This window comes from Pseudomonas sp. LS2P72, from assembly GCF_054897865.1.
In genome coordinates, this window is the sequence record NZ_CM142708.1 from 1,632,773 (window position 1) to 1,658,735 (window position 25,963).

The 25,963-nt window shown below is 59.6% G+C and carries 26 protein-coding genes and 1 other RNA gene; 23 read left to right on the forward strand and 4 right to left on the reverse strand.

Features of this window, described 5'->3' with window-relative positions; genetic code table 11:
- Nucleotides 1–74: 74 nt before the first annotated feature.
- From rplM to ACYZUA_RS07570, 7 genes are all read left to right on the forward strand, one after another.
- The gene (gene rplM, locus ACYZUA_RS07540) at nucleotides 75–503 is read left to right on the forward strand and encodes a 50S ribosomal protein L13 (RefSeq protein WP_007905295.1); all 429 of its coding nucleotides are present in this window, start codon (nucleotides 75–77) and stop codon (nucleotides 501–503) included.
- Nucleotides 504–517: 14 nt separating this feature from the next.
- Complete coding sequence (gene rpsI / locus ACYZUA_RS07545) at nucleotides 518–910, forward strand: 30S ribosomal protein S9 (protein ID WP_003216038.1); 393 nt, start codon at nucleotides 518–520, stop codon at nucleotides 908–910.
- A 267-nt stretch (nucleotides 911–1,177) separates the two neighbouring features.
- Nucleotides 1,178–1,771: a ubiquinol-cytochrome c reductase iron-sulfur subunit gene (gene petA, locus ACYZUA_RS07550; RefSeq protein ID WP_461962608.1), complete on the forward strand. Its 594-nt coding sequence runs from the start codon at nucleotides 1,178–1,180 to the stop codon at nucleotides 1,769–1,771.
- On the forward strand, nucleotides 1,771–2,982 hold the full coding sequence (locus tag ACYZUA_RS07555) for a cytochrome b (RefSeq protein WP_309674874.1): 1,212 nt from the start codon (nucleotides 1,771–1,773) through the stop codon (nucleotides 2,980–2,982). Before petA ends, ACYZUA_RS07555 begins: the two co-directional genes overlap by 1 nt.
- On the forward strand, nucleotides 2,982–3,764 hold the full coding sequence (locus tag ACYZUA_RS07560) for a cytochrome c1 (protein ID WP_461962609.1): 783 nt from the start codon (nucleotides 2,982–2,984) through the stop codon (nucleotides 3,762–3,764). The genes ACYZUA_RS07555 and ACYZUA_RS07560 overlap by 1 nt, the downstream gene beginning before the upstream one ends.
- A gap of 148 nt (nucleotides 3,765–3,912) precedes the next feature.
- Nucleotides 3,913–4,530: a glutathione S-transferase N-terminal domain-containing protein gene (locus tag ACYZUA_RS07565; RefSeq protein ID WP_008155978.1), complete on the forward strand. Its 618-nt coding sequence runs from the start codon at nucleotides 3,913–3,915 to the stop codon at nucleotides 4,528–4,530.
- 16 nt (nucleotides 4,531–4,546) lie between these two features.
- Entirely contained in the window at nucleotides 4,547–4,960 is a 414-nt protein-coding gene (locus tag ACYZUA_RS07570) for a ClpXP protease specificity-enhancing factor (RefSeq protein WP_461962610.1), read from the forward strand.
- A 150-nt stretch (nucleotides 4,961–5,110) separates the two neighbouring features.
- Here the strand turns inward: ACYZUA_RS07570 and ACYZUA_RS07575 are convergent, their stop codons facing one another.
- The 4 genes from ACYZUA_RS07575 to ACYZUA_RS07590 form a co-directional block, all read right to left on the reverse strand.
- On the reverse strand, nucleotides 5,111–5,689 hold the full coding sequence (locus tag ACYZUA_RS07575; protein WP_008147477.1) for a BON domain-containing protein: 579 nt from the start codon (nucleotides 5,687–5,689) through the stop codon (nucleotides 5,111–5,113).
- Nucleotides 5,686–6,279 (reverse strand): phosphoheptose isomerase, encoded by a 594-nt coding sequence (locus tag ACYZUA_RS07580; protein ID WP_008025961.1) that lies wholly within the window; start codon nucleotides 6,277–6,279, stop codon nucleotides 5,686–5,688. Before ACYZUA_RS07580 ends, ACYZUA_RS07575 begins: the two co-directional genes overlap by 4 nt.
- A gap of 104 nt (nucleotides 6,280–6,383) precedes the next feature.
- Complete coding sequence (locus ACYZUA_RS07585) at nucleotides 6,384–6,746, reverse strand: YraN family protein (RefSeq protein WP_461962611.1); 363 nt, start codon at nucleotides 6,744–6,746, stop codon at nucleotides 6,384–6,386.
- Nucleotides 6,746–8,557, reverse strand: a complete 1,812-nt coding sequence (locus ACYZUA_RS07590; protein ID WP_461962612.1) for a penicillin-binding protein activator — start codon at nucleotides 8,555–8,557, stop codon at nucleotides 6,746–6,748. Before ACYZUA_RS07590 ends, ACYZUA_RS07585 begins: the two co-directional genes overlap by 1 nt.
- A gap of 177 nt (nucleotides 8,558–8,734) precedes the next feature.
- On the opposite strand from ACYZUA_RS07590, the gene rsmI reads away from it, so the two are divergent.
- The 16 genes from rsmI to ftsA all read left to right on the forward strand — a co-directional run bounded on the left by rsmI (nucleotide 8,735) and on the right by ftsA (nucleotide 25,939).
- Nucleotides 8,735–9,640 (forward strand): 16S rRNA (cytidine(1402)-2'-O)-methyltransferase, encoded by a 906-nt coding sequence (gene rsmI, locus ACYZUA_RS07595; protein WP_165353260.1) that lies wholly within the window; start codon nucleotides 8,735–8,737, stop codon nucleotides 9,638–9,640.
- A 75-nt stretch (nucleotides 9,641–9,715) separates the two neighbouring features.
- Nucleotides 9,716–10,069: RNase P RNA component class A (gene rnpB, locus ACYZUA_RS07600), an RNA gene on the forward strand.
- Between the two features lie 356 nt (nucleotides 10,070–10,425).
- On the forward strand, nucleotides 10,426–10,881 hold the full coding sequence (gene mraZ / locus ACYZUA_RS07605; RefSeq protein WP_008025967.1) for a division/cell wall cluster transcriptional repressor MraZ: 456 nt from the start codon (nucleotides 10,426–10,428) through the stop codon (nucleotides 10,879–10,881).
- A complete protein-coding gene (gene rsmH, locus ACYZUA_RS07610) occupies nucleotides 10,878–11,825 on the forward strand; it encodes a 16S rRNA (cytosine(1402)-N(4))-methyltransferase RsmH (RefSeq protein ID WP_046048256.1) in 948 nt (315 codons plus the stop codon). Before mraZ ends, rsmH begins: the two co-directional genes overlap by 4 nt.
- Entirely contained in the window at nucleotides 11,822–12,115 is a 294-nt protein-coding gene (gene ftsL / locus ACYZUA_RS07615) for a cell division protein FtsL (protein ID WP_033053422.1), read from the forward strand. Before rsmH ends, ftsL begins: the two co-directional genes overlap by 4 nt.
- Nucleotides 12,115–13,854, forward strand: coding sequence for a peptidoglycan D,D-transpeptidase FtsI family protein (locus tag ACYZUA_RS07620; protein WP_461963905.1), 1,740 nt, complete (start codon nucleotides 12,115–12,117; stop codon nucleotides 13,852–13,854). The genes ftsL and ACYZUA_RS07620 overlap by 1 nt, the downstream gene beginning before the upstream one ends.
- Nucleotides 13,854–15,317, forward strand: coding sequence for a UDP-N-acetylmuramoyl-L-alanyl-D-glutamate--2,6-diaminopimelate ligase (locus tag ACYZUA_RS07625; protein ID WP_461962613.1), 1,464 nt, complete (start codon nucleotides 13,854–13,856; stop codon nucleotides 15,315–15,317). The genes ACYZUA_RS07620 and ACYZUA_RS07625 overlap by 1 nt, the downstream gene beginning before the upstream one ends.
- Nucleotides 15,310–16,677: a UDP-N-acetylmuramoyl-tripeptide--D-alanyl-D-alanine ligase gene (locus tag ACYZUA_RS07630; protein ID WP_461962614.1), complete on the forward strand. Its 1,368-nt coding sequence runs from the start codon at nucleotides 15,310–15,312 to the stop codon at nucleotides 16,675–16,677. Before ACYZUA_RS07625 ends, ACYZUA_RS07630 begins: the two co-directional genes overlap by 8 nt.
- Nucleotides 16,677–17,759: a phospho-N-acetylmuramoyl-pentapeptide-transferase gene (gene mraY, locus ACYZUA_RS07635; RefSeq protein WP_283189080.1), complete on the forward strand. Its 1,083-nt coding sequence runs from the start codon at nucleotides 16,677–16,679 to the stop codon at nucleotides 17,757–17,759. The genes ACYZUA_RS07630 and mraY overlap by 1 nt, the downstream gene beginning before the upstream one ends.
- A 5-nt stretch (nucleotides 17,760–17,764) precedes the next feature.
- Nucleotides 17,765–19,111, forward strand: coding sequence for a UDP-N-acetylmuramoyl-L-alanine--D-glutamate ligase (murD, locus tag ACYZUA_RS07640; RefSeq protein WP_461962615.1), 1,347 nt, complete (start codon nucleotides 17,765–17,767; stop codon nucleotides 19,109–19,111).
- Entirely contained in the window at nucleotides 19,108–20,325 is a 1,218-nt protein-coding gene (ftsW, locus tag ACYZUA_RS07645; RefSeq protein ID WP_461962616.1) for a putative lipid II flippase FtsW, read from the forward strand. Before murD ends, ftsW begins: the two co-directional genes overlap by 4 nt.
- Nucleotides 20,315–21,385, forward strand: a complete 1,071-nt coding sequence (murG, locus tag ACYZUA_RS07650) for an undecaprenyldiphospho-muramoylpentapeptide beta-N-acetylglucosaminyltransferase (protein WP_461962617.1) — start codon at nucleotides 20,315–20,317, stop codon at nucleotides 21,383–21,385. Before ftsW ends, murG begins: the two co-directional genes overlap by 11 nt.
- Nucleotides 21,378–22,838 carry a UDP-N-acetylmuramate--L-alanine ligase gene (gene murC, locus ACYZUA_RS07655; protein ID WP_461962618.1) on the forward strand — a complete coding sequence of 487 codons (1,461 nt, stop codon included), beginning with the start codon at nucleotides 21,378–21,380 and terminating at the stop codon, nucleotides 22,836–22,838. The genes murG and murC overlap by 8 nt, the downstream gene beginning before the upstream one ends.
- Nucleotides 22,835–23,791 carry a D-alanine--D-alanine ligase gene (locus tag ACYZUA_RS07660; RefSeq protein ID WP_461962619.1) on the forward strand — a complete coding sequence of 319 codons (957 nt, stop codon included), beginning with the start codon at nucleotides 22,835–22,837 and terminating at the stop codon, nucleotides 23,789–23,791. The genes murC and ACYZUA_RS07660 overlap by 4 nt, the downstream gene beginning before the upstream one ends.
- 4 nt (nucleotides 23,792–23,795) lie before the next feature.
- Nucleotides 23,796–24,665, forward strand: a complete 870-nt coding sequence (locus tag ACYZUA_RS07665) for a cell division protein FtsQ/DivIB (RefSeq protein WP_461962620.1) — start codon at nucleotides 23,796–23,798, stop codon at nucleotides 24,663–24,665.
- Between the two features lie 14 nt (nucleotides 24,666–24,679).
- Nucleotides 24,680–25,939: a cell division protein FtsA gene (gene ftsA / locus ACYZUA_RS07670; RefSeq protein WP_128873758.1), complete on the forward strand. Its 1,260-nt coding sequence runs from the start codon at nucleotides 24,680–24,682 to the stop codon at nucleotides 25,937–25,939.
- Nucleotides 25,940–25,963 lie beyond the last annotated feature (24 nt).

The window sequence follows — 25,963 nt, forward strand, 5'->3', positions numbered from 1 at the left end:
TGACTTGTCAAAGTACGCACTATTCAGTAAGATCCGCCGTCTAATTTACAGGGCGGCCCCTGAGGCTATAAAGAATGAAAACTTTTACTGCTAAACCGGAAACAGTACAGCGCGACTGGTTTGTCGTCGACGCTGCAGGTCAGACCCTGGGTCGTCTGGCCACCGAAATCGCGAGCCGTCTGCGTGGCAAGCATAAAGCTGAGTACACTCCTCACGTTGACACCGGCGATTACATCGTCGTTATCAATGCCGAGCAGATTCGTGTAACCGGTGCTAAAACCACCGACAAAATCTACTACTCCCACTCCGGTTTCCCGGGCGGCATCAAGTCGATCAACTTCGAAAAGCTGATTGCTAAAGCCCCTGAGCGCGTGATCGAGACCGCGGTCAAAGGCATGCTGCCTAAGAACCCGCTGGGTCGCGACATGTATCGTAAGCTGAAAGTCTATGCGGGCGCTGTACACCCTCATACTGCTCAGCAGCCCCAAGAACTGAAGTTTTAACGGAATAGTTCATTATGTCGGCGACTCAAAATTACGGCACTGGCCGTCGCAAGACCGCAACCGCACGCGTTTTCCTGCGTCCGGGTACTGGTAACATCTCCATCAACAACCGCACCCTGGAAAATTTCTTCGGCCGCGAAACTGCCCGCATGGTAGTTCGTCAGCCGCTGGAACTGACTGAGACTGTCGAGAAATTCGACATCTACGTCACCGTGATCGGTGGTGGTGTAAGTGGTCAAGCTGGCGCAATCCGCCACGGTATCACTCGCGCACTGATGCAGTACGACGAAACCCTGCGTGGCGCTCTGCGCAAAGCTGGCTTCGTTACTCGCGATGCACGTGAAGTTGAACGTAAGAAAGTTGGTCTGCGTAAAGCGCGTAAGCGTCCGCAGTACTCGAAGCGTTAATTCGCTTTTACGTTCAAAAAGAACGCCCAGTTTCCTCGCGAAGCTGGGCGTTTTTTTATGGGCGCGATTTATCGAAGAATTGCTCTGTGACAACTTGCCACAGCCGTAGAAGCCCTATACTGCAAGGCTTGGCAGTTGAGCCCCTCGGTAATTACCTTGTCAGAATTGGGGCTTTTCATTACCATTCGGCAAAATTTTTATAAGTTCAGATTTTTACTTAGTAGACGCCTGATTTAACAGGCCACAAAGCTGATGGGAGAGGACTGAATGAGCAATGACGGCGTGAATGCAGGCCGGCGTCGCTTCTTGGTAGCAGCCACATCCGTGGTGGGTGCTGCAGGAGCGGTGGGGGCTGCGGTCCCGTTCGTGGGGTCATGGTTTCCCAGTGCCAAGGCGAAAGCCGCAGGTGCACCGGTGAAGGTGAATGTCAGCAAAATCGAGCCAGGCCAGCAGATGATTGCTGAGTGGCGCGGTCAGCCGGTGTTCATTGTCCGCCGTACCGAGGAAATCCTGGGCAATCTGAAAAAGATCGAGGGCCAGCTCGCTGACCCGGCCTCCAAGAACTCGACACAACCGACTTATGTCGACCCGGAAACGCGTTCGATCAAGCCAGAGGTTCTGCTGCTGATCGGTATCTGCACGCACCTGGGTTGCTCGCCGACCTTCCGTCCAGAAGTGGCACCTGCGGATCTGGGCAAGGACTGGGTAGGTGGTTATTTCTGCCCTTGCCACGGTTCCCACTACGATCTGGCTGGCCGCGTCTACAAGTCGCAACCTGCGCCTTTGAACCTGCCAGTTCCCCCGCATTCCTATGAGACCGATGACCTCATTGTCATTGGCGTCGATACGGAGAAAGCGTGATGAGCAAGTTCATGGATTGGGTTGATGCGCGCTTTCCCGCGACCAAAATGTGGGAAGACCATCTCAGCAAGTACTACGCCCCGAAGAACTTCAACTTCTTCTATTTCTTTGGTTCCCTCGCGCTGCTCGTTCTGGTCAACCAGATCGTTACCGGTGTCTGGCTGACCATGAGCTACACCCCGTCGGCGGAAGAGGCGTTTGCTTCCGTCGAATACATCATGCGCGACGTCGAGTACGGCTCGATCCTGCGTATGCTGCACGCAGTCGGTGCTTCGATGTTCTTCATCGTCGTTTACCTGCATATGTTCCGCGGCCTGCTTTACGGTTCGTATCAGAAGCCGCGTGAGCTGGTGTGGGTCTTCGGCATGCTGATCTATCTGGCGCTGATGGCTGAAGCCTTCATGGGTTACCTGCTGCCGTGGGGTCAGATGTCCTACTGGGGTGCCCAGGTGATCATCTCGCTGTTCGGTGCGATCCCGGTCATCGGCAACGATCTGACTCAGTGGATCCGTGGTGACTACCTGATTTCCGGTATCACCCTGAACCGCTTCTTCGCCCTGCACGTTGTGGCCTTGCCGATCGTGATCCTCGGTCTGGTGGTGCTGCACGTTCTGGCGCTGCACGAAGTCGGGTCGAACAACCCGGACGGCGTGGACATCAAGAAATACAAAGACGAAAACGGCGTACCGCTGGATGGCATTGCCTTCCACCCGTATTACACCGTGAAAGATATCGTCGGCGTGGTGGTGTTCCTGTTTATCTTCTGCTCGATCGTGTTCTTCTTCCCGGAAATGGGCGGCTACTTCCTCGAGAAGCCGAACTTTGAAGTGGCGAACGCCTTCAAGACGCCAGAGCACATCGCTCCGGTCTGGTACTTCACCCCGTTCTACGCGATTCTGCGGGCGGTTCCGGACAAGCTGCTGGGCGTTATCGCCATGGGCGCGGCCATCGCTGTGCTGTTCGTCCTGCCATGGCTGGATCGCAGCCCGGTCAAGTCGATGCGCTACAAAGGCTGGATGAGCAAGATCTGGCTCTGGGTGTTCTGCATCTCGTTCGTGATCCTGGGTGTGTTGGGTGTTCTGGCTCCAACGCCAGGCCGTACGTTGCTGTCGCAGGTATGTACCTTCCTGTACTTCGCCTACTTCATTCTGATGCCTTTCTACACCAGGCTCGAGAAGACCAAACCGGTTCCGGAAAGGGTGACTGGCTGATGAAAAAGCTATTTGCTGTACTGATTCTTGCGGCGATGCCTGTGTTCTCGTTCGCCTCGACAGCTGGCGCTCCCGAGTTGGAAAAGGTCGATATCGACGTCTCCGACAAAGCGGCCATGCAGGACGGCGCGCGTACGTTCGCCAACTATTGCATGGGCTGCCACAGTGCCAAGTTTCAGCGCTACGAGCGTGTGGCCGATGATCTGGGCATTCCTCATGAGCTGATGCTTGAGAAGCTGGTGTTCACCGGCGCCAAGATCGGCGACCACATGAGCATCGGCATGCAGCCGGCTGACGCCAAGACCTGGTTCGGTGCGGCGCCGCCCGACCTGACCCTGGTCGCCCGCGTTCGTGGCACTGACTGGCTCTACGGTTACCTGAAATCTTTCTACGAAGACCCATCGCGTCCTTGGGGCGTGAACAACAAGGTATTCCCGAACGTCGGCATGCCTAACGTTCTGGTCGGCCTGCAGGGTCGTCAGGTGGTAGGCTGTAAACAAGTTCAAATCGTCGAAGGCGACAAGAAGCAATACGATCCATTGACCGGCACCGCTTTGACGCATGAAGCCTGCGATCAACTGACTGTATTGCCGAAAACCGGCACGCTGAACGAAGAGCAGTTCGACGAGAAGGTCAAGAATCTGGTGACCTTCCTGGCCTACTCGGCCAACCCGGTGAAGCTGCAGCATCAGCGCATCGGTACCTATGTGTTGCTGTACCTGGCGTTCTTCTTCGTATTCGCATACTTGCTCAAGCGTGAATACTGGAAAGACGTCCATTGATATTGCTGTAAAATTGCTGTCAATCGCGCGCGCCCAAGGGCGTCTCTGAAGGTGTAACGAGCCTGGTGATCCAGGCGTTACAGGAGGCGCCCTCTGGGCGCGCGCGTTTTTCCGTTTCCGATAATTTCAACAAGCGAGGAGGACCGCCATGGGCGTGACCAATCGGTTGGCCTGTTACTCCGACCCCGCCGACCACTATTCCCACCGAGTGCGTATCGTACTTGCAGAGAAGGGTGTCAGCGCCGAGATCATTTACGTGGAAGCTGGTCGCCAGCCGCCTAAACTGATTGAAGTGAACCCTTACGGCAGCCTGCCCACCCTGGTCGATCGTGACCTGGCGTTGTGGGAGTCGACCGTGGTGATGGAATATCTGGATGAGCGTTACCCGCACCCGCCTTTACTGCCGGTTTATCCAGTGGCGCGTGCCAACAGCCGTCTGCTGATTCATCGTATTCAGCGTGACTGGTGTGGTCTGGTGGATCTGATCCTGGATTCCCGGTCCAAGGAAGCAGCCCGTGTCGTGGCTCGTAAAGAGCTGCGCGAAAGCCTGACCGGCGTGTCGCCGTTGTTCGCCGACAAGCCGTTTTTCCTCAGTGAGGAACAAAGCCTGGTGGATTGCTGCCTATTGCCAATACTCTGGCGATTGCCGATTCTGGGTATAGAACTGCCGCGGCCTGCCAAGCCGCTGCTTGATTACATGGAGCGCTCGTTTGCGCGTGAGGCTTTCCAGGCGAGTCTGTCTGGTGTCGAACGCGATATGCGCTAAGGCTTAAGGAGCCGCTATGAACTCCAGTCGACCTTATCTGGTCCGCGCGCTCTACGAGTGGATTGTGGACAACGATTGCACCCCGCACATGCTGGTCAATTCCGAGTATCCGTCGGTGCAGGTGCCGCAGGGTTTTGCCAGTGACGGACAGATTGTCCTGAACGTATCGCCGGCAGCCGTGCGTCATCTGCACATGGACAACGAAGCGGTCAGCTTCGAAGGGCGTTTCGGTGGCGTGCCGCACACCCTGTACGTGCCTATCGCATCGATCCTGGGCATTTACGCCCGGGAGAACGGTCAGGGCATGGTGTTTGATCTGGAATCGCCTATGGAAGACGAGGAAGAGATCGAGCCGGATGACGATGTTCCGCCACCCGACAGCGAGCCGCCGCGTCCCAGCGGTCGACCCAGTTTGAAGGTGGTGAAGTAATAAAAAAGGCGATCCGCAAGGATCGCCTTTTTTATTACGTGTAGAAGCACGGCTTGCCGGCGATGGCGATCTTGAAGGCGCTATCGCCAGCAAGCTGTGCTCCTACAGGTCAATGGCGATCTCAAGAATGCCATCGCCGGTAAGCAAGTGTCAGTCGATGTACTCAAACAGTTTCACAATCTTCTGCACGCCGGAAACGCCCTGCACCAAATTGGTGGCCTGGGCTGCTTCCTGCTTGGTCAGCAGACCCAGCAGGTAGACGATGCCGTTCTCGGTGACCACCTTGATGCGTGAGCCCGGGATGTTCGGGTCGGTGAGCATCTGGGTCTTGATCTTGGAGGTCAGCCAGGTGTCGTTCTGGCGGGCAAGGAAGCCGGAAGGTGGCAGGACTTGCAGTTCGTTGTGGACTGTCTTCACCCGCTGAACAGCCGCAGCGGCCTGTTCGGCCTTGGCCTTGAGGTCGGCACGCGGGGTTTGCCCGGCGAGCAGCACGACACCGTTGAAACTGGTGACGACGATGTGCGAGTCGTTGTCCAGGGCTGGATCGGCCTTGGCGATGTTCACGCCGACCTTGGTGTCGATCAGAGAGTCGTCGATCTTGCTGCCGAAGGTGCGGGTGCCGCGGTCATCTTCAATCGGTGCTTCACGGCTGGCGTTAACCACCGAGGTGCAGCCGCTGATGCCGAGGCACAGGGTCAAGGCCAGAAGGCCTAGGCGATTAGGGGTCATTCTTCACTCCCGAACAGTTGGCTGTCGATCAAATCGCAAAGGCAATGGATCGCCAGCAGGTGGACTTCCTGAATACGTGCGGTGACGTTGGCCGGTACGCGAATCTCGACGTCCTCGGGCAATAGCAGCGATGCCATGCCGCCGCCATCGCGACCGGTCAATGCTACGACAATCATTTCGCGATCATGTGCGGCCTGGATCGCTTGAATAATGTTTGCCGAGTTGCCGCTGGTGGAAATCGCCAGCAATACGTCACCCGGCTGGCCGAGGGCGCGGATCTGTTTGGAGAAGATTTCGTTGTAGCTGTAGTCGTTGGCGATCGAGGTGATCGTCGAGCTGTCGGTAGTCAGCGCAATCGCTGGCAGGCTCGGACGCTCGCGCTCGAAACGGTTGAGCAGCTCGGACGAGAAGTGCTGGGCATCACCGGCAGAGCCGCCGTTGCCGCAGGACAGCATTTTGCCTTCGTTGAGCAGGGCGTTGACCATCACTTGGCTGGCTTGCTCGATGTGCGGTGCAAGTACGTCCATCGCCATTTGCTTGGTATCGATACTGGCCTGAAAAAGCTGGCGAATTCGGGATTGCATGTCCATCTGTGTGACCTTAATTAGCGCGGCTACTCGGCACATGAATGTGCAGCCCGCAAAGCAAAGAGCAAAAGTGTTGGGTGAAAGTGTCCGGTTCGGGGTGCTCGCGATCAGCTTTCGAAGGCATTCTGCAACCAATTCAACTGATCGAGGTTGCTGTCGATGGCAACCACGTCGAAACGGCAAGGGGAATTGGCCCAACGCGACTCGCGCTGAAGAAAATACTGCGCGGCAAATATCAGCTTCTGCTGTTTGCGCCCATCAATGCTATCGAGCGCGCCACCCCATTGAGTGTTTTTTCTGTAGCGGACTTCAACGAATACTACTGTATCGCCATCAAGCATGACCAGATCAAGCTCACCGCGTTTACACAACCAGTTCTGCGCCAGCAGGCGCAGACCTTGTTGTTGGAGATGCTCGAGCGCATGGCGCTCGGCATCTTTACCGCTTTGCTGGCGTGATCTGTCGGGCATCAGCGCGGGGTGTCCGGCAGGCGTTGAACCTGGCCGCTGACGAACTGTGCCCACGGCAACTGGCGGACCACACGTTGGTTCTGAGTCATGCCCAGGCTGCCCGATTGGCCTTCGATGCGGCTGTCCGGCAGAGCCTTGAGTTGACCCAGGCGTGGTGCCAGGCGATAGGCGTCAACGCCCATCGCGTACAGACGACCCAGGCTGCCAGCAGCTTGTGGCCATTGTGCAGTGACCTGTTTGCGCAGTGGATCATTGGCCTCCAGCAACCATGGGGTTTCGCAGAAGCGAATGCCGTTCATGTCGTTGTACTGGTTCACATCGCCGCTGGCGCTGAACACGTGGGAGGTGGCATAAACCGGCACGTCGCCGGCGTACTGGAAGTTCAGGGTCGGCTTGATCTGCTGGGCTTGCTGAGGCGTTGCAGCCAGGAAGATGAACTCGATGTCCTGGCGACGCGAAGGCTGGGCGGCTACCTGCCCGCCAACGGTGCTTTGCAGGCTCTTGGCACGACCTTCGCTCTGACGCAGCTGGAACATGTCGGCAATTTGCTGGGCCAGTTGAACCGGTTGGTCGACGCGTTCGGTAGCGACGATGCTGCCACCATTAGCCTGCCAATCCTGGCTGAACGCTTTCAAGACGCGGTCGCCCCATTCGCCTTTCGGCACCATGATGGCTGCGCGATGCAGGCCATCGGCGCGAGCACGACGGGACACTTCGCGGGCTTCGTCTTCAGCCGCAAGACCGAACTGGAACAACTGCGCGGGACCTTGTGCGCCTTCGCTGTAATTCAACGCCAGGGTGGTGATTGGCAGTTGCGGGCGAGCGCTGAGCTGTTTGACCAGCGGTTTCTCCAGCGGGCCGACCACCAGTTGCACGCCGTCGGCCTGAGCCTTGCGATAGAACTCGTCGAGGGACGTCAGGCGCGAGCTGTCATAGAACTCGATGGCTGGCGGCTTCTGCCCGGCTTGTTGGGCCTGGTAGTGAGCAGCCATGAAACCTTCGCGCAGTGCTTTGCCGACCGACGCCAGCGGGCCGTCTTGTGGCAGCAGCAGGGCGATTTTGCTCAGAGGCTGGCTGGCCAGTTCCTTGAGCTTGGTCAATGGCAGCGGCAACTGAATGGCGGCCGGGTGCTTTGGATTCTGTGCGCGCCAGTTGTCGATCGCAGCTTGCTGCTGTTCCAGGGTGCCGGCAGTTTTCACCGCCTGCGCCAGGCTCATCCAGCCGCCGAGGTCGTCGGTGGTGGTTGGCTGCAACTGGTCGGTCGGCAACGAGGCGATCAGGGTCCAGATCGCTTCGTGGTTTTTGCTCGCAGCTTCACCTTCAAGCATCGGCGCGATGAAGATGCGCTCCCGTGCGGCGGCCAGCGTCTGGCCATCGGCTTCAAGGGCGCGGGCATGGACGGTGCCGGTGCGAACCTGTTGCTCAACCGGCAGTTCGCTCAGGCGTTGCAGGCTCGGATGACTCAAGGCAGTCAGCGCCGCTTTGGGCTGATTGCGAACCATGGCCAGTTCAGCCGCCAGGGTACTGGCGAAAACCTGTTGGCCAGGCTTGAGTGTTTCGACGGGGACTTGTTGCAGGATTTGCGCGGACTGGCCGGCATTCCCCTGACGATAGGCCAGGTCTGCCGCGCTCAGGCGCAACAGGGAGGCTTTTTCCGGGTCTTTGCTTTGAGCGGCCTGTGCGAGCAATTGCTCGATACTGGCATCCGGGGTCCGTGGAAGTTCGCCAAGGCTGGAGGAGGGCGAGCTGGCGCAAGCCGCCAGCAAGGCAGCGAGGCAGAGGGCAGTGAGCAGCCGCAGGCAAGCGATCATGTAAGTGTTCCTGATACTCGATCAAATTAGCGTGGAATTGTACCCAAGCACTGGCCGGGGCGCGATGTTACTGGTGTGAATCGATCAATTTAGCTCGTGCAAATGTTGCGGCACTGCACAAAAGGCTGCAAAACCGAGGGTTGCTTGCGCGTATCGCGAACGTCGCGACGCGCTACAATGGCGGCTTTTACAGATCATGAGGTGTGCGCTTTGACTGCTCCAGGTGCTTTGAATTCCGCTGCTGGCTCGCTTTATGTGGTGGCGACGCCCATCGGCAACCTGGACGACATCAGCGCGCGTGCGCTGAAAATCCTGCGCGAGGTCGCCCTGATTGCGGCCGAAGATACCCGCCACTCTCAGCGATTGATGCAACATTTCGGCATTCCTACACCGCTGGCAGCCTGTCATGAACACAATGAGCGGGATGAAGGTAGCCGCTTTATCACCCGTTTGCTCGCCGGCGACGATGTGGCGCTGATTTCAGATGCCGGCACGCCGTTGATTTCCGATCCGGGTTATCACCTGGTGCGTCAGGCGCGTGCTGCGGGTATCAATGTGGTGCCGGTTCCGGGCGCCTGCGCGTTGATTGCAGCGTTGTCGGCGGCGGGGTTGCCGTCGGACCGTTTCATCTTCGAAGGCTTTCTGCCGGCCAAGGCTGTCGGTCGACGCGCCCGTCTTGAGTTGGTAAAGGAAGAACCGCGCACGCTGATTTTTTATGAAGCCCCGCACCGGATCCTTGAGTGCCTTCAAGACATGGAGTTGGTGTTTGGTGGGGAGCGCCCGGCTTTGCTGGCCCGTGAAATCACTAAAACCTTTGAAACCCTTAAGGGCTTGCCGCTGGCCGAGTTGCGCGAGTTCGTCGAGTCAGACAGTAATCAGCAGCGCGGTGAATGCGTGGTGTTGGTGGCGGGTTGGTCTGCCCCCGAGACCGAGGACGCCGTCAGCAGTGAAGCGATGCGCATTCTGAATCTGTTGCTTGAAGAGATGCCGCTCAAGCGAGCCGCGGCGTTGGCGGCGCAAATTACCGGCGAGCGCAAGAATGTGCTCTATCAGGTCGCGCTGGACAAACAGAAGGGCGAGTAAAAACCGACGTGCAGGCGTAGCCCGAGGCGTTTAGCGCTTGTCCTTCGGCTGCTCTGCCGTTAATCTTCGCGGCGGAGAGTCGATCGGACAGTCGCTGCCCTCTATGAAAATTAGGGGGGGGAGGAAAGTCCGGGCTCCATAGGGCGAAGTGCCAGGTAATGCCTGGGAGGCGTGAGCCTACGGAAAGTGCCACAGAAAATAACCGCCTAAGCGCTTCGGCGCCGGTAAGGGTGAAAAGGTGCGGTAAGAGCGCACCGCGCGACTGGCAACAGTTCGTGGCTAGGTAAACCCCACTTGGAGCAAGACCAAATAGGGTCCCAAGGCGTGGCCCGCGCTGGGACCGGGTAGGTTGCTAAAGATGTCCAGTGATGGCCATCGTAGACGAATGACTGTTCAAGACAGAACCCGGCTTACAGATCGACTCTCCACCTTTTTCCCCTCCCTGCTTTAATCAATTGAGCAGGGCGCCTGTAGTAGCAATTCCCCTCCTTACAGAATCAACAGCAGAAGCACTTTCGTAATACCAAAAAAATCTTACTCTTAATAAATTACTTTAACTTTCGAGCGCAGCCTTCAGTGCTGGTTCAAGTTGTTGAGCAGGATGACACCTCAGATTCTCGCTACCCCTCCTTTTGCGCTCCTAAATCTCAGTTCTGTAAGGCTTTTCCTTTAATCCGCGCCTTGACGGTGCGGTGGCCGCATTCCTATAGTGTGCGCAAGTGGCGGAAAGTGGCATGAAGTGGGTTTTTTGAGCTCAAAACGCTAATATTTGGAGAAACGCTGACGTGTTTCGCGGAGCTAACGCTATCAGTCTCGATGCAAAGGGCCGTCTCGCTATGCCGAGCCGGTACCGTGACGAGCTCGTTTCGCGTAGTTCTGGTCAGTTAATCGTCACAATTGATGCCGTTGATCCGTGTTTGTGTGTTTACCCCCTCGATGAGTGGGAAATTATTGAAACCAAACTGCGCGCACTGCCTTCGCTTCGCGAAGAGAACCGCCGCCTGCAACGTTTACTGATTGGTAATGCCGTCGACCTCGAGCTCGATGGTAGTGGTCGTTTTCTGGTTCCGCCGCGTCTTCGTGAATATGCCAGGTTGGATAAGCGCGCGATGTTGGTAGGCCAACTGAACAAGTTCCAATTGTGGGACGAGGATGCCTGGGATGCGGTTTCTGCCGCTGATCTGGCTGCCATTCAACAACCGGGCGCCATGCCTGATGAACTGCGTGATTTGATCCTGTGACTATTGATAGCGGCTTTAACCACATCACCGTACTGCTTGACGAAGCCGTGGAGGCTCTCGCCGTACGTCCTGATGGCTGCTATCTGGACGGTACGTTCGGGCGCGGCGGACACAGCCGGTTGATCCTCAGCCAACTCGGCCCCGATGGCCGGGTACTCGGATTCGATAAAGATCCTCAAGCGATTGCCACCGGGCAAACGCTAGCGGCCGAAGACGGCCGCTTTGTCGTTGTACAGCGCAGCTTTGCCGAGCTCGGTTCGGAAGTCGCCGAACGTGGTCTGGACGGCAAGGTCAGCGGCGTTTTGCTCGACCTCGGCGTGTCCTCGCCGCAGCTCGACGACCCTGAGCGCGGCTTCAGTTTCCTCAATGATGGCCCGCTGGACATGCGCATGGACCCGTCCCGCGGGATCAGCGCGGCCGAATTCGTCAACACCGCCCCGGTGGAAGAAATCGCCCGGGTGTTCAAGCAATACGGCGAAGAACGTTTCTCCGGCCGCATGGCCCGTGCCGTGGCCGAGCGTCGCGACATAAAGCCGTTCGAGCGCACTGCCGATCTGGCTGAAGTCCTGAAAGTCGCCAACCCTGCATGGGAAAAGGGCAAAAACCCGGCGACCCGTGCGTTCCAGGGCTTGCGTATTCACGTCAACAACGAACTGGGTGATCTGGAAGCCGGCCTCGAAGCCGCTCTGGAATGCCTGGAAGTCGGCGGCCGTCTGGTCGTCATCAGCTTCCACTCGCTGGAAGACCGCATCGTCAAACTGTTCATGCGCAAACTGGTGAAAGGTGAAGCCGACAACTTGCCGCGCAACCTGCCGGTACGTCACGTCGCCTTCGAACCCATCATCAAAATCCATGGCAAAGCGCAGTCCGCCTCCGAGGCCGAACTCAAAGCCAACCCACGCTCCCGTAGCGCCGTCATGCGCGTCGCGGAGAAGCTGCGGTGAGCAAGCTTTTCGCCAAGCCACTTCCCGGCGGAAGCTTTTTCATGTTTCTGCTGTTTATTGGTGTGCTCGTGTCGGCCATCGGCGTTTCCTACAGCGCCCACTGGAACCGGCAGCTGCTGAATTCGCTGTACAACGAGTTGAGCGTGCGCGACAAGGCGCAAGCGGAGTGGGGCCGTTTGATTCTCGAACAGAGCACCTGGACCGCCCACAGCCGTATCGAAGTCCTGGCCACCGAGCAACTGAAGATGCGCATTCCTGGCGCAGCTGAAGTGCAGATGGTGGCGCCATGATGAAACTCGAGGGCGCACTCTTTCCTTGGCGGTTCCGCCTGGTGGTGGGTTTGCTCGGCGTCATGGTCGCGGCGATTGCCTGGCGCATTATCGATCTGCAAGTAGTCGACCGTGCCTTTCTTAAAGGTCAGGGCGATGCGCGCAGTGTTCGTCATATTCCTATTCCGGCTCACCGTGGTCTGATCACCGACCGTAACGGCGAGCCTTTGGCCGTGAGTACCCCAGTCACCACCCTTTGGGCCAATGCCAAGGAAATGCAAACGGCCAAAGAAAAGTGGCCTGCACTGGCGGCCGCCTTGGGGCAGGACCCGAAAGCCCTGGCTGAACGTCTCGAGGCCCAGGCCAACAAAGAATTCATTTACCTGGTGCGCGGGCTGACCCCCGAACAAGGCCAGTCCGTGCTCGATCTGAAAGTGCCGGGCGTTTATGGCATCGAAGAATTCCGGCGTTTCTACCCGGCCGGTGAAGTCACGGCCCATATGGTCGGTTTTACTGACATCGATGACCACGGTCGCGAAGGCGTCGAGCTGGCCTACGACGAATGGCTGGCCGGTGTCCCTGGCAAGCGACAAGTGATCAAGGATCGGCGTGGCCGACTTATCAAGGATGTTCAGGTCACCAAAAACGCCAAGGCCGGAAAGCCCTTGGCGTTGTCCATTGACCTGCGTCTGCAATACCTGGCCAACCGTGAACTGCGTAACGCGATCATCGAGAACGGCGCCAAGGCCGGCAGCCTGGTGATCATGGACGTGAAGAGCGGCGAGATCCTCGCCATGGTCAACCAGCCGACCTACAACCCGAACAACCGTCGCAACCTGCAACCGGCGATGATGCGTAACCGCGCGATGATCGACGTGTTCGAACCGGGTTCGACGATGAAAGCGATCTCGATGAGCGCCGCGATTGAAACCGGGCGCTGGAAGCCGACCGATACCGTCGAGGTGTACCCGGGCACCTTGCAGATTGGTAAATACACCATCAAGGACGTATCCAAGAGCGAAGGGCCGGTGCTCGACCTGACCGGCATCCTGATCAACTCCAGTAACGTCGGCATGAGTAAGGTCGCCTTCGATATCGGCGGCGAAACGATTTTCCGCCTGGCGCAAAAAGTCGGCCTCGGCCAGGACACCGGCCTGGGCTTCCCGGGCGAGCGCGTCGGCAACCTGCCGAACTACCGCGAATGGCGCAAGGCTGAAACCGCCACGCTGTCTTACGGCTACGGTATTTCCGTGACTGCGATCCAGTTGGTCCACGCCTTCTCGGCCCTGGCCAACAATGGTCGCCTCGCGCCGCTGACCCTGATCAAAACCGACAAGGCGCCGCAAACCACACAGGTATTGCCGGAAGCTGTCGCGAAAACCATGCAAACCATGCTGCAGCAAGTGATCGAAGCCCCGCGCGGTGTATTCCGTGCGCAAGTGCCGGCTTATCACGTGGGCGGCAAGTCGGGTACCGCGCGCAAAACGTCGGTCGGTACCAAAGGCTACGCCGAGAATTCCTACCGCTCGCTGTTCGCCGGCTTCGGCCCGATGAGCGATCCGCGCTACGCCATCGTGGTGGTGATCGATGAACCGACCAAGGCCGGCTACTACGGTGGTCTGGTATCGGCGCCGGTGTTCAGCAAAGTGATGTCCGGGACCTTGCGTCTGATGAATATCACCCCGGACAACCTGCCACCTACTCAACAAGCGAACGCAGTACCGGTCGTTCCGCTGAAAGCCAATGGAGGGCGAGGCTGATGTCTCTGAGTCTGAACAAGATTTTCGCCCACGCCGGCCGCGATCTGTTGATCCGCGAACTGACCCTGGACAGCCGCAACGTGCGGGCTGGCGATCTGTTTCTCGCCGTCCCTGGCGGCAAATTCGACGGTCGCGCGCACATTGCCGACGCCTTGCAACGCGGCGCTGCCGCTGTGGCGTATGAAGTCGAAGGCGCCACTGTATTGCCGATTACCGATGTACCGCTGATTCCGGTCAAAGGACTGGCGGCGCAGCTCTCGGACATCGCCGGGCGTTTTTACGGTGACCCTAGTCGTCACCTGAACCTGATCGGCGTGACCGGCACCAACGGCAAAACCAGCGTGACGCAGTTGGTTGCGCAAGCCTTGGATTTGCTCGGCCAACATTGCGGCATCGTCGGCACGTTGGGCACCGGTTTCTACGGCGCGCTCGAAAGCGGCTTGCACACCACGCCGAACCCGATCGCCGTGCAGGCAACCCTCGCCGACCTGAAAAAGGCCGGTGCCAAAGCCGTTGCCATGGAAGTTTCTTCCCACGGTCTGGATCAAGGGCGCGTGACCGCACTGGCGTTCGATGTGGCGGTGATGACCAACCTGTCCCGCGATCACCTGGATTACCACGGCACCATGCAAGCCTACGGCGAAGCCAAGGCCAAGCTGTTTGCCTGGAATGATTTGAAGTGCCGGGTGGTTAACCTCGACGACGAATTCGGCCGCGAACTGGCAGCCGATAAACGCGAGTCGCGCTTGATCACCTACAGCCTGGAAGACTCCAGTGCCTACCTTTATTGCCGTGAAGCGCAGTTCGACGACGAAGGCGTGCGCGCCACGCTGGTCACGCCGCAGGGTGAGCATCATCTGCGCAGCACCTTGCTCGGTCGCTTCAACCTGAGCAACGTGCTGGCCGCGGTCGGTGCCTTGCTCGGTTTGGACTACGCGCTGGACGAAATCCTCAACGTGCTGCCGAAACTCGAAGGCCCGGCCGGTCGCATGCAGCGCCTCGGCGGCGGTACTCAGCCGCTGGTGGTGGTCGATTACGCCCACACACCGGATGCGCTGGAAAAAGTCTTGATGGCCCTGCGCCCTCACGCCAAAGGCCGTTTGCTGTGCCTGTTCGGTTGCGGTGGTGATCGCGATCGCGGCAAGCGTCCGCTCATGGCTGAAGTGGTCGAGCGTCTGGCTGACGGCGTGCTGGTGACCGATGACAACCCGCGTACCGAAGACCCGGCAGTGATCTTCGACGACATCCGTGCCGGTTTTACCGCTGTGGATAAAGTTACCTTCGTCGCTGGCCGTGGCCAGGCGATTGCCCAGTTGATCGCCAGCGCTTCGGCGGATGACGTGATTGTGCTGGCCGGCAAAGGTCACGAGGACTATCAGGAAATCAACGGCCAGCGTCACGCTTTCTCCGATCTGGTCGAGGCCGATCACGCCTTGACCGCGTGGGAGGTGGCCCATGCTTAAAGCCTTGAAACTGAGTGAACTGACCAGCGCGCTGAATGCCCGCCTGGTCACTGCCGATGCCAGCTTCGACGGTGTCAGCATCGACAGCCGCGCGATCAAACCAGGCCAGCTCTTTATCGCCCTGACCGGCCCGCGCTTCGATGGTCATGACTATCTCAATGACGTCGCCGCAAAAGGCGCCGTAGCAGCATTGGTCGAGCGCGAAGTCGCCGACAGCACACTGCCGCAATTGTTGGTGAAAGATTCTCGTCAGGCGCTGGGGCAACTCGGCGCGTTGAACCGTGCGGCTTACACCAACCCTGTCGCAGCGATCACCGGTTCCAGCGGCAAGACCACGGTCAAGGAAATGCTCGCCAGCATCCTGCGCACGCGCGGTCCGGTGTTGGCGACCCGCGGCAACCTGAACAACGATCTCGGCGTTCCGCTGACCCTGCTCGAGCTCGCACCGGAACACGCCGCTGCGGTGATCGAACTGGGTGCTTCGCGTCTCGGCGAAATTGCCTACACCGTCGGCATGACCAAGCCTCATGTGGCTGTGCTCAACAACGCCGGGACCGCCCACGTCGGCGAGTTCGGCGGGCCGGAAAAAATCGTTGAAGCCAAGGGCGAGATTATTGAAGGGCTGGATGCCGATGGCGTCGCCGTTCTCAATCTTGACGACAAGGCATTCGACATCTGGAAGACCCGCGCTGCCGGTCGCAAAGTGCTGACCTTCGCCCTGAGCAATGTCAGCGCCGATTTCTACGCCAGCGATCTGGACCGCGACGCTCGCGGTTGCCCGGCGTTCAACCTGCACACTCCTGAAGGTATGGAGCGCGTTCAACTGAACCTGCTCGGCACCCATAACGTCGCCAATGCCCTGGCCGCCGCCGCAGCCGCCCATGCGCTGGGCGTGTCGCTGTTCGGCATCGCCACCGGCCTCGGCGCGGTGCAACCGGTCAAGGGCCGCACCGTCGCGCAACTGGCCAGCAATGGCATCCGCGTAATCGATGACACGTACAACGCGAACCCCACCTCTATGTGCGCCGCCGTTGATATACTCGCCGGCTTTTCCGGCCGCACCGTTCTGGTGCTCGGGGATATCGGCGAGTTGGGCGATTGGGCGGAGCAGGGGCACCGCGATGTGGGTGAGTACGCCCGCGGCAAGGTTTCCGCGCTTTACGCTGTCGGGCCAATGATGGCTCACGCCGTGAACGCTTTCGGTCCACAGGCCTTTCACTTCAGCACTCAGGCTGAACTGATCAAGGCTCTCGGCGCCGAGCAAGACACTAACACCACCATTTTGATCAAGGGCTCGCGTAGCGCTGCGATGGAAAACATCGTCGCCGCTTTGTGCGGGACCAGCCTGGAGAAACATTAATGCTGCTGCTGCTAGCGGAGTATCTGCAACAGTTCTACAAAGGCTTCGCTGTCTTTCAGTACCTGACCCTGCGCGGGATTCTCGGTGTGCTGACCGCGTTGGTTTTGTCGCTGTGCTTTGGCCCGTGGATGATCCGCACTTTGCAGAACCGTCAGATCGGTCAATCCGTTCGTAACGACGGTCCACAATCGCACCTGTCCAAATCGGGCACCCCGACCATGGGCGGCGCACTGATTCTGTCATCCATCGGCGTCAGTACTTTGCTGTGGGCTGACCTGAGCAACCGTTATGTCTGGACCGTGTTGCTGGTGACCTTGTTGTTCGGCGCGATCGGCTGGGTCGACGACTACCGCAAAGTGATCGAGAAGAACTCCCGTGGCTTGCCGAGTCGCTGGAAGTACTTCTGGCAATCGGTGTTCGGCCTGGGCGCGGCGATCTTCCTTTATATGACCGCAGCGACACCGGTGGAAACCACCCTGATCCTGCCGATGCTCAAGGACCACAGCATTCCGCTGGGCATAGGCTTCGTCGTCCTGACCTACTTCGTGATCGTCGGCTCGAGCAACGCGGTCAACCTGACCGACGGCCTCGACGGTCTGGCGATCATGCCCACCGTCATGGTCGGCGGCGGGTTGGGCATTTTCTGCTACCTGTCGGGTAACGTGAAGTTTGCTGAATACCTGCTGATTCCGTATGTGCCGGGCGCAGGTGAGTTGATCGTGTTCTGCGGCGCCTTGATCGGCGCGGGCCTCGGGTTCCTCTGGTTCAACACCTATCCGGCTCAGGTGTTCATGGGCGACGTCGGCGCACTGGCGCTGGGCGCGGCACTGGGCACCATCGCGGTGATCGTCCGTCAGGAAATCGTCCTGTTCATCATGGGCGGCGTGTTCGTGATGGAGACCCTGTCCGTCGTCATCCAGGTTGCTTCCTTTAAGCTCACCGGTCGCCGTGTGTTCCGCATGGCACCGATTCACCACCACTTTGAACTCAAGGGCTGGCCCGAGCCACGCGTGATCGTCCGCTTCTGGATCATCACCGTGATTCTCGTGCTGGTTGGCCTTGCCACCCTGAAGCTGAGGTAGAACGAGTGTCTCTGATCGCTTCTGACCACTTCCGCATCGTTGTCGGCCTCGGCAAGAGCGGCATGTCCCTGGTTCGCTTCCTGGCGAACCGGGGCACGTCGTTTGCTGTCGCCGATACGCGGGAAAATCCACCGGAACTGGCCACGCTCAAGCGTGACTATCCGCACGTGGAAGTGCGTTGTGGCGAGCTGGACGTCGAATTCTTGTGCCGCGCCGACGAGCTCTACGTGAGTCCCGGCCTGGCGCTGGCGACCCCGGCCCTGCAGGCTGCCGCCGCCCGTGGCGTGAAATTGTCCGGCGACATCGAGCTGTTCGCGCGTAATGCGAAGGCGCCGATTGTTGCCATCAGCGGTTCCAACGCGAAAAGCACCGTCACCACATTGGTGGGCGAGATGGCCGCAGCGGCCGGCAAGCGTGTCGCCGTCGGTGGCAACCTCGGCACGCCGGCGCTGGACCTGCTCAGCGACGACGTCGAGCTGTACGTGATGGAACTGTCGAGCTTCCAACTCGAAACCACCGATCAGCTCAACGCCGAAGTGGCGACCGTGCTCAACGTCAGCGAAGACCACATGGACCGCTACAGCGGTCTGCCGGCCTATCACCTGGCCAAGCACCGGATCTTCCGGGGTGCGAAGCAGTTTGTGGTCAACCGTCAGGATGCCCTGAGCCGTCCGCTGATGGGCGAAGGCCAGCCATGCTGGACCTTCGGTTTGAGCAAGCCCGATTTCAAGGCGTTCGGTATCCGCGAAGAGGACGGCGAGAAGTACCTGGCCTTCGAATTCCAGAACCTGATGCCGGTGCGCGAGTTGAAAATTCGCGGCGCCCACAACCAGTCCAACGCCCTGGCGGCATTGGCCCTGGGCCACGCCGTCGGTTTGCCGTTCGACGCCATGCTGTCGAGCCTGCGTACTTTTGCCGGGCTTGAGCATCGTTGCCAATGGGTCCGTGACCTGAATGGCGTGAGCTACTACAACGATTCCAAAGCTACCAACGTCGGCGCCGCACTGGCTGCCATCGAAGGCCTGGGCGCGGACATCGACGGCAAGCTCGTGCTGATCGCCGGTGGCGACGGCAAGGGTGCCGAGTTCAAGGACCTGCGTGATCCGGTGGCGGCCAACTGCCGCGCTGTGGTGCTGATCGGGCGCGACTCCGAGCTGATCGCTCAGGCCATCGGCGATGCCGTGCCACTGATTCGCGTCAACTCGCTGATCGAAGCGGTCGAGCAATGCCGCGCCATCGCAGAGACGGGCGACGCCGTGTTGTTGTCGCCGGCCTGCGCCAGTTTCGACATGTTCAAGAACTACGAAGACCGTGGTCACCAGTTCGTCCGCGCTGTGGAGGATCTGGCATGAGCCTCCTGAATATCATCAAGCCGTACCCGTCGCCGATCATCACCGGGCGCGGCATCGACCTCGACTTCCCGATGCTCGCCGGCTGCCTGGCATTGATCGGCCTCGGGCTGGTCATGATTGCATCGTCATCGACCGAAGTGGCGGCGGTGCAGTCGGGCAGTGCCCTGTATTACATGATTCGCCACCTTATCTACATCGTGCTGGGCCTGGGTGCCTGCATCGTCACCATGATGATTCCGATCGCCACCTGGCAACGCCTGGGCTGGCTGATGCTGATTGGTGCGTTCGGTTTGCTGGTGATGGTGATCATCCCGGGGATCGGCCGAGAAGTGAACGGTTCGATGCGCTGGATCGGCTTCAGTTTCTTCAACGTTCAGCCTTCCGAGATCGCCAAGGTATTTGTCGTTATTTACCTGGCCGGTTACCTGGTGCGTCGCCAGAAAGAAGTGCGTGAAAGCTGGATGGGCTTCTTCAAGCCGTTCATCGTCCTGCTGCCAATGGCGGGTCTGTTGCTGATGGAACCGGACTTCGGCGCCACCGTCGTGATGATGGGGGCTGCTGCGGCGATGCTGTTCCTCGGCGGAGTCGGGCTGTTCCGTTTTTCCCTGATGGTTGTCCTGGCGGTCGCGGCGGTGGTGTTGCTGATTCAAGTGCAGCCGTATCGAATGGCGCGTCTGACCAACTTCGCGGATCCGTGGGCCGACCAGTTCGGTGCCGGCTATCAGTTGTCTCAAGCGTTGATCGCTTTTGGTCGCGGCGAATGGCTGGGCGTTGGCCTGGGCAACAGCGTGCAGAAACAGTTCTACCTGCCGGAAGCTCACACCGACTTCGTGTTCTCGGTCCTGGCCGAAGAGCTGGGTGCCGTGGGTTCTTTGTGCACGGTAGCGTTGTTCGTCTTTGTTTGTATCCGTGGCATGTACATCGGTTATTGGGCCGAGAAGGCCAAGCAATATTTCGCTGCCTACATCGCGTATGGCTTGTCGTTCCTGTGGATTGGTCAGTTCCTGATCAACATCGGGGTGAACGTCGGTCTGCTGCCAACTAAAGGCCTGACTTTGCCGTTCCTCAGTTACGGCGGTAGCTCGTTGGTGATCTGTTGTGCCTGTCTTGGTTTGTTGCTGCGCATCGAATGGGAAAGTCGAACCCACTTGGGCAGCGAAGAGATGGAGTTCCATGAGAGCGACTTCGCCGAGGAGCCGACCCATGGGCGCTAACGTATTGATCATGGCCGGCGGCACCGGTGGCCACGTGTTCCCGGCGCTGGCGTGTGCTCGCGAATTCCAGGCCCGTGGTTACACCGTGCATTGGCTCGGGACCCCGCGCGGCATCGAGAACGAACTGGTTCCGGTGGCCGGCATTGAACTGCATCGAATCAATGCCAGCGGTCTGCGCGGCAAGAGCAAGCTGTCCCTGCTCAAGGCACCGTTCATGTTGCTCAAGTCGATCTGGCAGGCGCGGGCGATCATTCGCCAGCTACGGCCGGTGTGTGTCGTCGGCTTTGGTGGTTATGTGACCGGTCCTGGTGGCGTTGCAGCCAAACTGGCCGGCGTACCGGTGATCGTTCACGAGCAGAACGCCGTGGCCGGTACCGCCAATCGGTTGTTGGTGCCGTTGGCCGCCCGAGTCTGTGAAGCGTTCCCCGACACCTTTACCCTGTCGGGCAGCCGTCGGACCACCGGTAACCCGGTGCGCACCGAACTGTTCCTCGAGTCACCGCGACAGGCCCTGGCCGGTCGCAAGGCGCGTTTGCTGATACTGGGTGGAAGCCTGGGCGCAGAACCGTTGAACAAGTTGCTGCCTGAAGCCCTGTCGCAAGTCGCCCCCGACCTGCGCCCGGAAGTGTTTCATCAGGCCGGCAAAAACCACGATGAAGTGACTGCAGAGCGCTACCGCGCAGCTGGCGTCGAGGCGCAAGTGCAGCCTTTCATCAAAGACATGGCCCAAGCCTATGGCTGGGCCGACCTGGTGGTGTGCCGCGCAGGCGCGTTGACCATCAGTGAACTGGCCGCCGCCGGTCTGCCCTCGATGCTGGTGCCTTTGCCTCACGCAATCGACGATCACCAGACCCGCAACGCCGATTATTTGGCCCGTGAAGGCGCTGCCTTCCTGATGCCGCAAAGAACGACTGGCGCAGCGGATCTTGCCGCACGCCTGACAGAGGTCCTGATGCAACCACAACGACTCACCGACATGGCGACCGCGGCCCGCCGCCTGGCCAAACCCGATGCAACCCGTAACGTGGTCGATACCTGCCTGGAGGTGGCCCATGGTTGAGAATAAGAAAGCCATGCCGCAACCGGAAATGCGCCGCATCCGTCGCATCCACTTCGTCGGAATCGGCGGCGTGGGCATGTGCGGCATTGCCGAAGTGTTGCTGAACCTGGGCTATGAAGTGTCCGGTTCCGACCTGAAAGCTTCGCCGGTGACCGAGCGTCTCGAGTCCTTCGGCGCCCAGATCTTTATCGGCCACCGCGCCGAGAACGCCGCGACCGCCGATGTGCTGGTCACCTCCAGTGCCGTGAACACCTCCAACCCGGAAGTCGCCACCGCTCTGGAACTTCGCATTCCGGTAGTGCCACGCGCTGAAATGCTGGCTGAGCTGATGCGCTACCGCCACGGCATCGCCGTCGCCGGTACCCATGGCAAAACCACCACCACCAGCCTGATCGCTTCGGTGTTTGCCGCCGGTGGGCTCGATCCGACATTCGTCATCGGTGGCCGGCTGAATGCCGCGGGCACCAATGCCCAGCTCGGCACCAGCCGTTACCTGATCGCCGAAGCCGACGAAAGCGATGCGAGCTTCCTGCACTTGCAGCCGCTGGTGGCCGTGGTCACCAACATCGACGCCGACCACATGGCGACCTACGGCGGTGACTTCAACAAACTGAAGAAAACCTTCGTCGAGTTCCTCCACAACCTACCGTTCTACGGTCTGGCGGTGGTGTGCCTGGACGATCCGGTGGTGCGTGAAATCCTGCCGCAGGTGAAACGTCCGACCGTCACTTACGGCTTCGGCGACGACTGCGATGTACGCGCAATCAATGTGCGCCAGCAGGGCATGCAGACCTTCTTCACCGTGCTGCGTCCTGATCGCGATCCGCTGGATGTCTCGGTGAACATGCCGGGCAACCACAACGTGTTGAACGCACTGGCAACCATCTGCATCGCCACCGATGAAGGCGTCAGCGATGAAGCCATTGTCCAGGGGCTGTCCGGGTTCCAGGGTGTGGGCCGACGCTTCCAGGTCTACGGCGAACTGCCGGTAGAAGGTGGCAGCGTGATGCTGGTCGACGACTACGGTCACCACCCGACCGAAGTCGCGGCAGTAATCAAAGCCGTGCGCGGTGGTTGGCCGGAACGCCGTCTGGTGATGGTCTACCAGCCGCACCGTTACAGCCGCACCCGCGACCTGTACGACGATTTCGTCAATGTATTGGCCGACGCCAACGTTCTGCTGCTGATGGAAGTCTACCCGGCCGGTGAAGAACCGATCCCCGGTGCCGACAGCCGCAAGCTGTGCAACAGCATTCGTCAGCGCGGTCAGCTCGACCCGATCTACATCGAGCGCGGTGTTGACCTCGCGCCCATCGTCAAGCCGCTGCTGCGTGCTGGCGACATCCTGTTGTGCCAGGGCGCCGGTGACATCGGTGGTCTTGCGCCGAAACTGTTGAAAAGTCCGTTGTTCGCAGGCGCCGTTGCTGCGCCGAGTGTGGGGAAGTTGAAATGACTGCTGCTTACGCCAACCTCGTCTCCACTCTTGCGCCGAAAGATTTCGGCCGCGTCGCCGTGCTCTTCGGCGGCAAGAGTGCCGAGCGGGAGGTTTCTCTCAAGTCCGGTAACGCGGTTCTCGACGCGCTGCTAAGCGCCGGTGTGGACGCGTTTGGTCTCGACGTGGGCGATGATCTTTTGCAGCGTCTGCTGAACGAAAAAATCGATCGCGCCTTCATCATTCTCCACGGTCGTGGCGGTGAAGACGGCAGCATGCAGGGCTTGCTGGAATGCCTGGGTATTCCGTACACCGGCAGCGGCATTCTTGCTTCCGCGCTGGCCATGGACAAGCTGCGGACCAAACAGGTCTGGCACAGCCTCGGTATTCCGACGCCACGCCATGCCGTACTGAGCTCCGAGGCCGATTGTATTTCGGCGGCGACGGAACTGGGCTTCCCTTTGATCGTCAAACCGGCCCATGAAGGTTCAAGTATCGGGATGGCCAAAGTGACCTCCACGTCGGAGTTGATCGACGCGTGGAAAGCGGCCAGTACCTACGATTCGCAAGTGTTGGTCGAGCAATGGATTCAAGGTCCGGAGTTCACCATCGCCACCCTGCGTGACCAGGTGTTGCCACCGATCGCCCTGGGCACAACGCACAGTTTCTACGACTACGACGCCAAGTACGTGGCTTCCGATACCCAGTACCGGATTCCGTGTGGCCTGGACAGCAGCAAAGAAAAAGAACTGATGGACCTCACGGCGAAAGCCTGTGAGGCGCTGGGTATCGCCGGTTGGGGCAGGGCTGACGTGATGCAGGACGCCGACGGGCAGTTCTGGTTCCTGGAAGTCAATACCGCACCGGGCATGACCGATCACAGTCTGGTGCCGATGGCGGCTCGTGCTGCCGGTCTGGATTTCCAGCAACTGGTTCTGGCGATTCTGGCCGCAAGCATTGAGCCGCGAGGTTAAGAGCATGCAAGGCGCACAGCTGAGACATCAGCCCTCCGCACCACCCGGCCGCAAGCCGGTACCGCGGGGTGCCAGCCGAATGGTGGCCAAAGAGCCAATGTCTGCGCGCCTGCCGAAAGCCAATTTTGGATTTCTGAAATCCGTGTTCTGGCCGGTGCTGCTGGTCGCACTGGGTTTCGGCACTTACGAAGGCGCACAGCGTTTGCTGCCGTACGCCGATCGGCCGATCACCAAGATCAACGTGCAGGGCGACTTGAGTTACATCAGCCAGCAAGCGGTGCAGCAGCGGATCGCCCCGTACGTGGCGTCGAGCTTCTTCACCATCGACCTGGCGAGCATGCGCACCGAGCTTGAAACGATGCCCTGGATTGCCCACGCCGAAGTGCGTCGGGTGTGGCCGGATCAAGTGGTGATCCGCCTGGAAGAACAACTGCCGGTGGCCCGTTGGGGCGATGAGTCGCTGTTGAACAACCAGGGTCAGGCGTTCACCCCGCGTGAGCTGGCGAATTACGAACACTTGCCACAGCTGTTCGGCCCACAACGGGCCCAACAGCAAGTGATGCAGCAATACCAGGTGCTGAGCCAGATGCTCAGGCCGTTGGGCTTCTCGATCGCACGCCTGGAGTTGCGTGATCGAGGCAGCTGGTTCCTGACTACCGGCGCCGGCAGCGCGGGCCCGGGAATCGAACTGTTGCTGGGACGCGGCAACCTGCTGGAAAAGATGCGCCGCTTCATTGCCATCTATGACAAGACGCTTAAAGAACAGATTACGAACATTGCGCGCATCGATCTGCGCTACGCCAACGGCCTCGCTGTTGGCTGGCGGGAACCTGTAGCGCCCACGACAGCCCAACCCGCTGTCGCGAAGAATTAAGAAGAGGCAGGACCATGGCAAACGTGCAAAGCGGCAAAATGATCGTCGGTCTCGATATCGGCACCTCCAAGGTGGTGGCGCTGGTCGGCGAGGTTTCGGACGACGGCACGCTGGAAATCGTCGGGATCGGTACCCATCCATCCCGTGGCCTGAAGAAAGGCGTGGTGGTGAACATCGAGTCCACCGTGCAATCGATCCAGCGTGCGATCGAAGAGGCGCAGCTGATGGCTGGTTGCCGCATTCACTCGGCGTTCGTCGGCGTGGCTGGCAATCATATCCGCAGCCTGAACTCCCACGGCATCGTGGCGATTCGTGATCGCGAAGTCAGCGCCGCCGACCTTGAGCGCGTGCTCGACGCCGCTCAGGCTGTAGCGATCCCGGCTGACCAGCGCGTGCTGCACACCCTGCCGCAGGATTACGTGATCGATAACCAGGAGGGCGTTCGCGAGCCTCTGGGCATGTCGGGCGTACGTCTGGAGGCCAAGGTTCACGTGGTCACCTGCGCCGTCAACGCCGCACAGAACATTGAAAAATGCGTGCGCCGCTGCGGCCTGGAAATCGACGACATCATTCTCGAGCAGCTTGCTTCCGCGTATTCGGTCCTGACCGACGACGAGAAAGAGCTGGGCGTGTGCCTGGTGGACATCGGTGGTGGCACCACCGACATCGCGATCTTCACCGAAGGCGCGATCCGTCACACCGCGGTGATCCCGATTGCGGGCGATCAAGTGACCAACGACATCGCCATGGCGTTGCGCACTCCGACCCAGTACGCCGAAGAAATCAAGATTCGCTACGCCTGCGCCCTGGCCAAACTGGCCGGTGCCGGTGAAACCATCAAGGTCCCAAGCGTTGGCGACCGTCCACCGCGCGAGCTGTCCCGTCAGGCCCTGGCCGAAGTTGTCGAGCCGCGTTACGACGAGCTGTTCACGCTGATCCAGGCCGAACTGCGTCGCAGTGGCTACGAAGACCTGATCCCGGCCGGCATCGTGCTGACCGGTGGTACGTCGAAGATGGAAGGCGCGGTCGAACTGGCCGAAGAAATCTTCCACATGCCGGTCCGCCTGGGCGTGCCGCATGGCGTCAAGGGCCTGGACGACGTGGTTCGTAACCCGATTTATTCCACTGGTGTTGGCCTGTTGATGTACGGCCTGCAGAAGCAGTCCGACGGGATTTCGTTCTCGGGCATCAGCAGCCGCGACAGCTACAGCAATGAAGAACCGAAAGTCGCCTTGCTCGATCGCTTCAAGAGCTGGGTACAAGGCAACTTCTGAAGATTTACCGCAGCACCGTTGTAG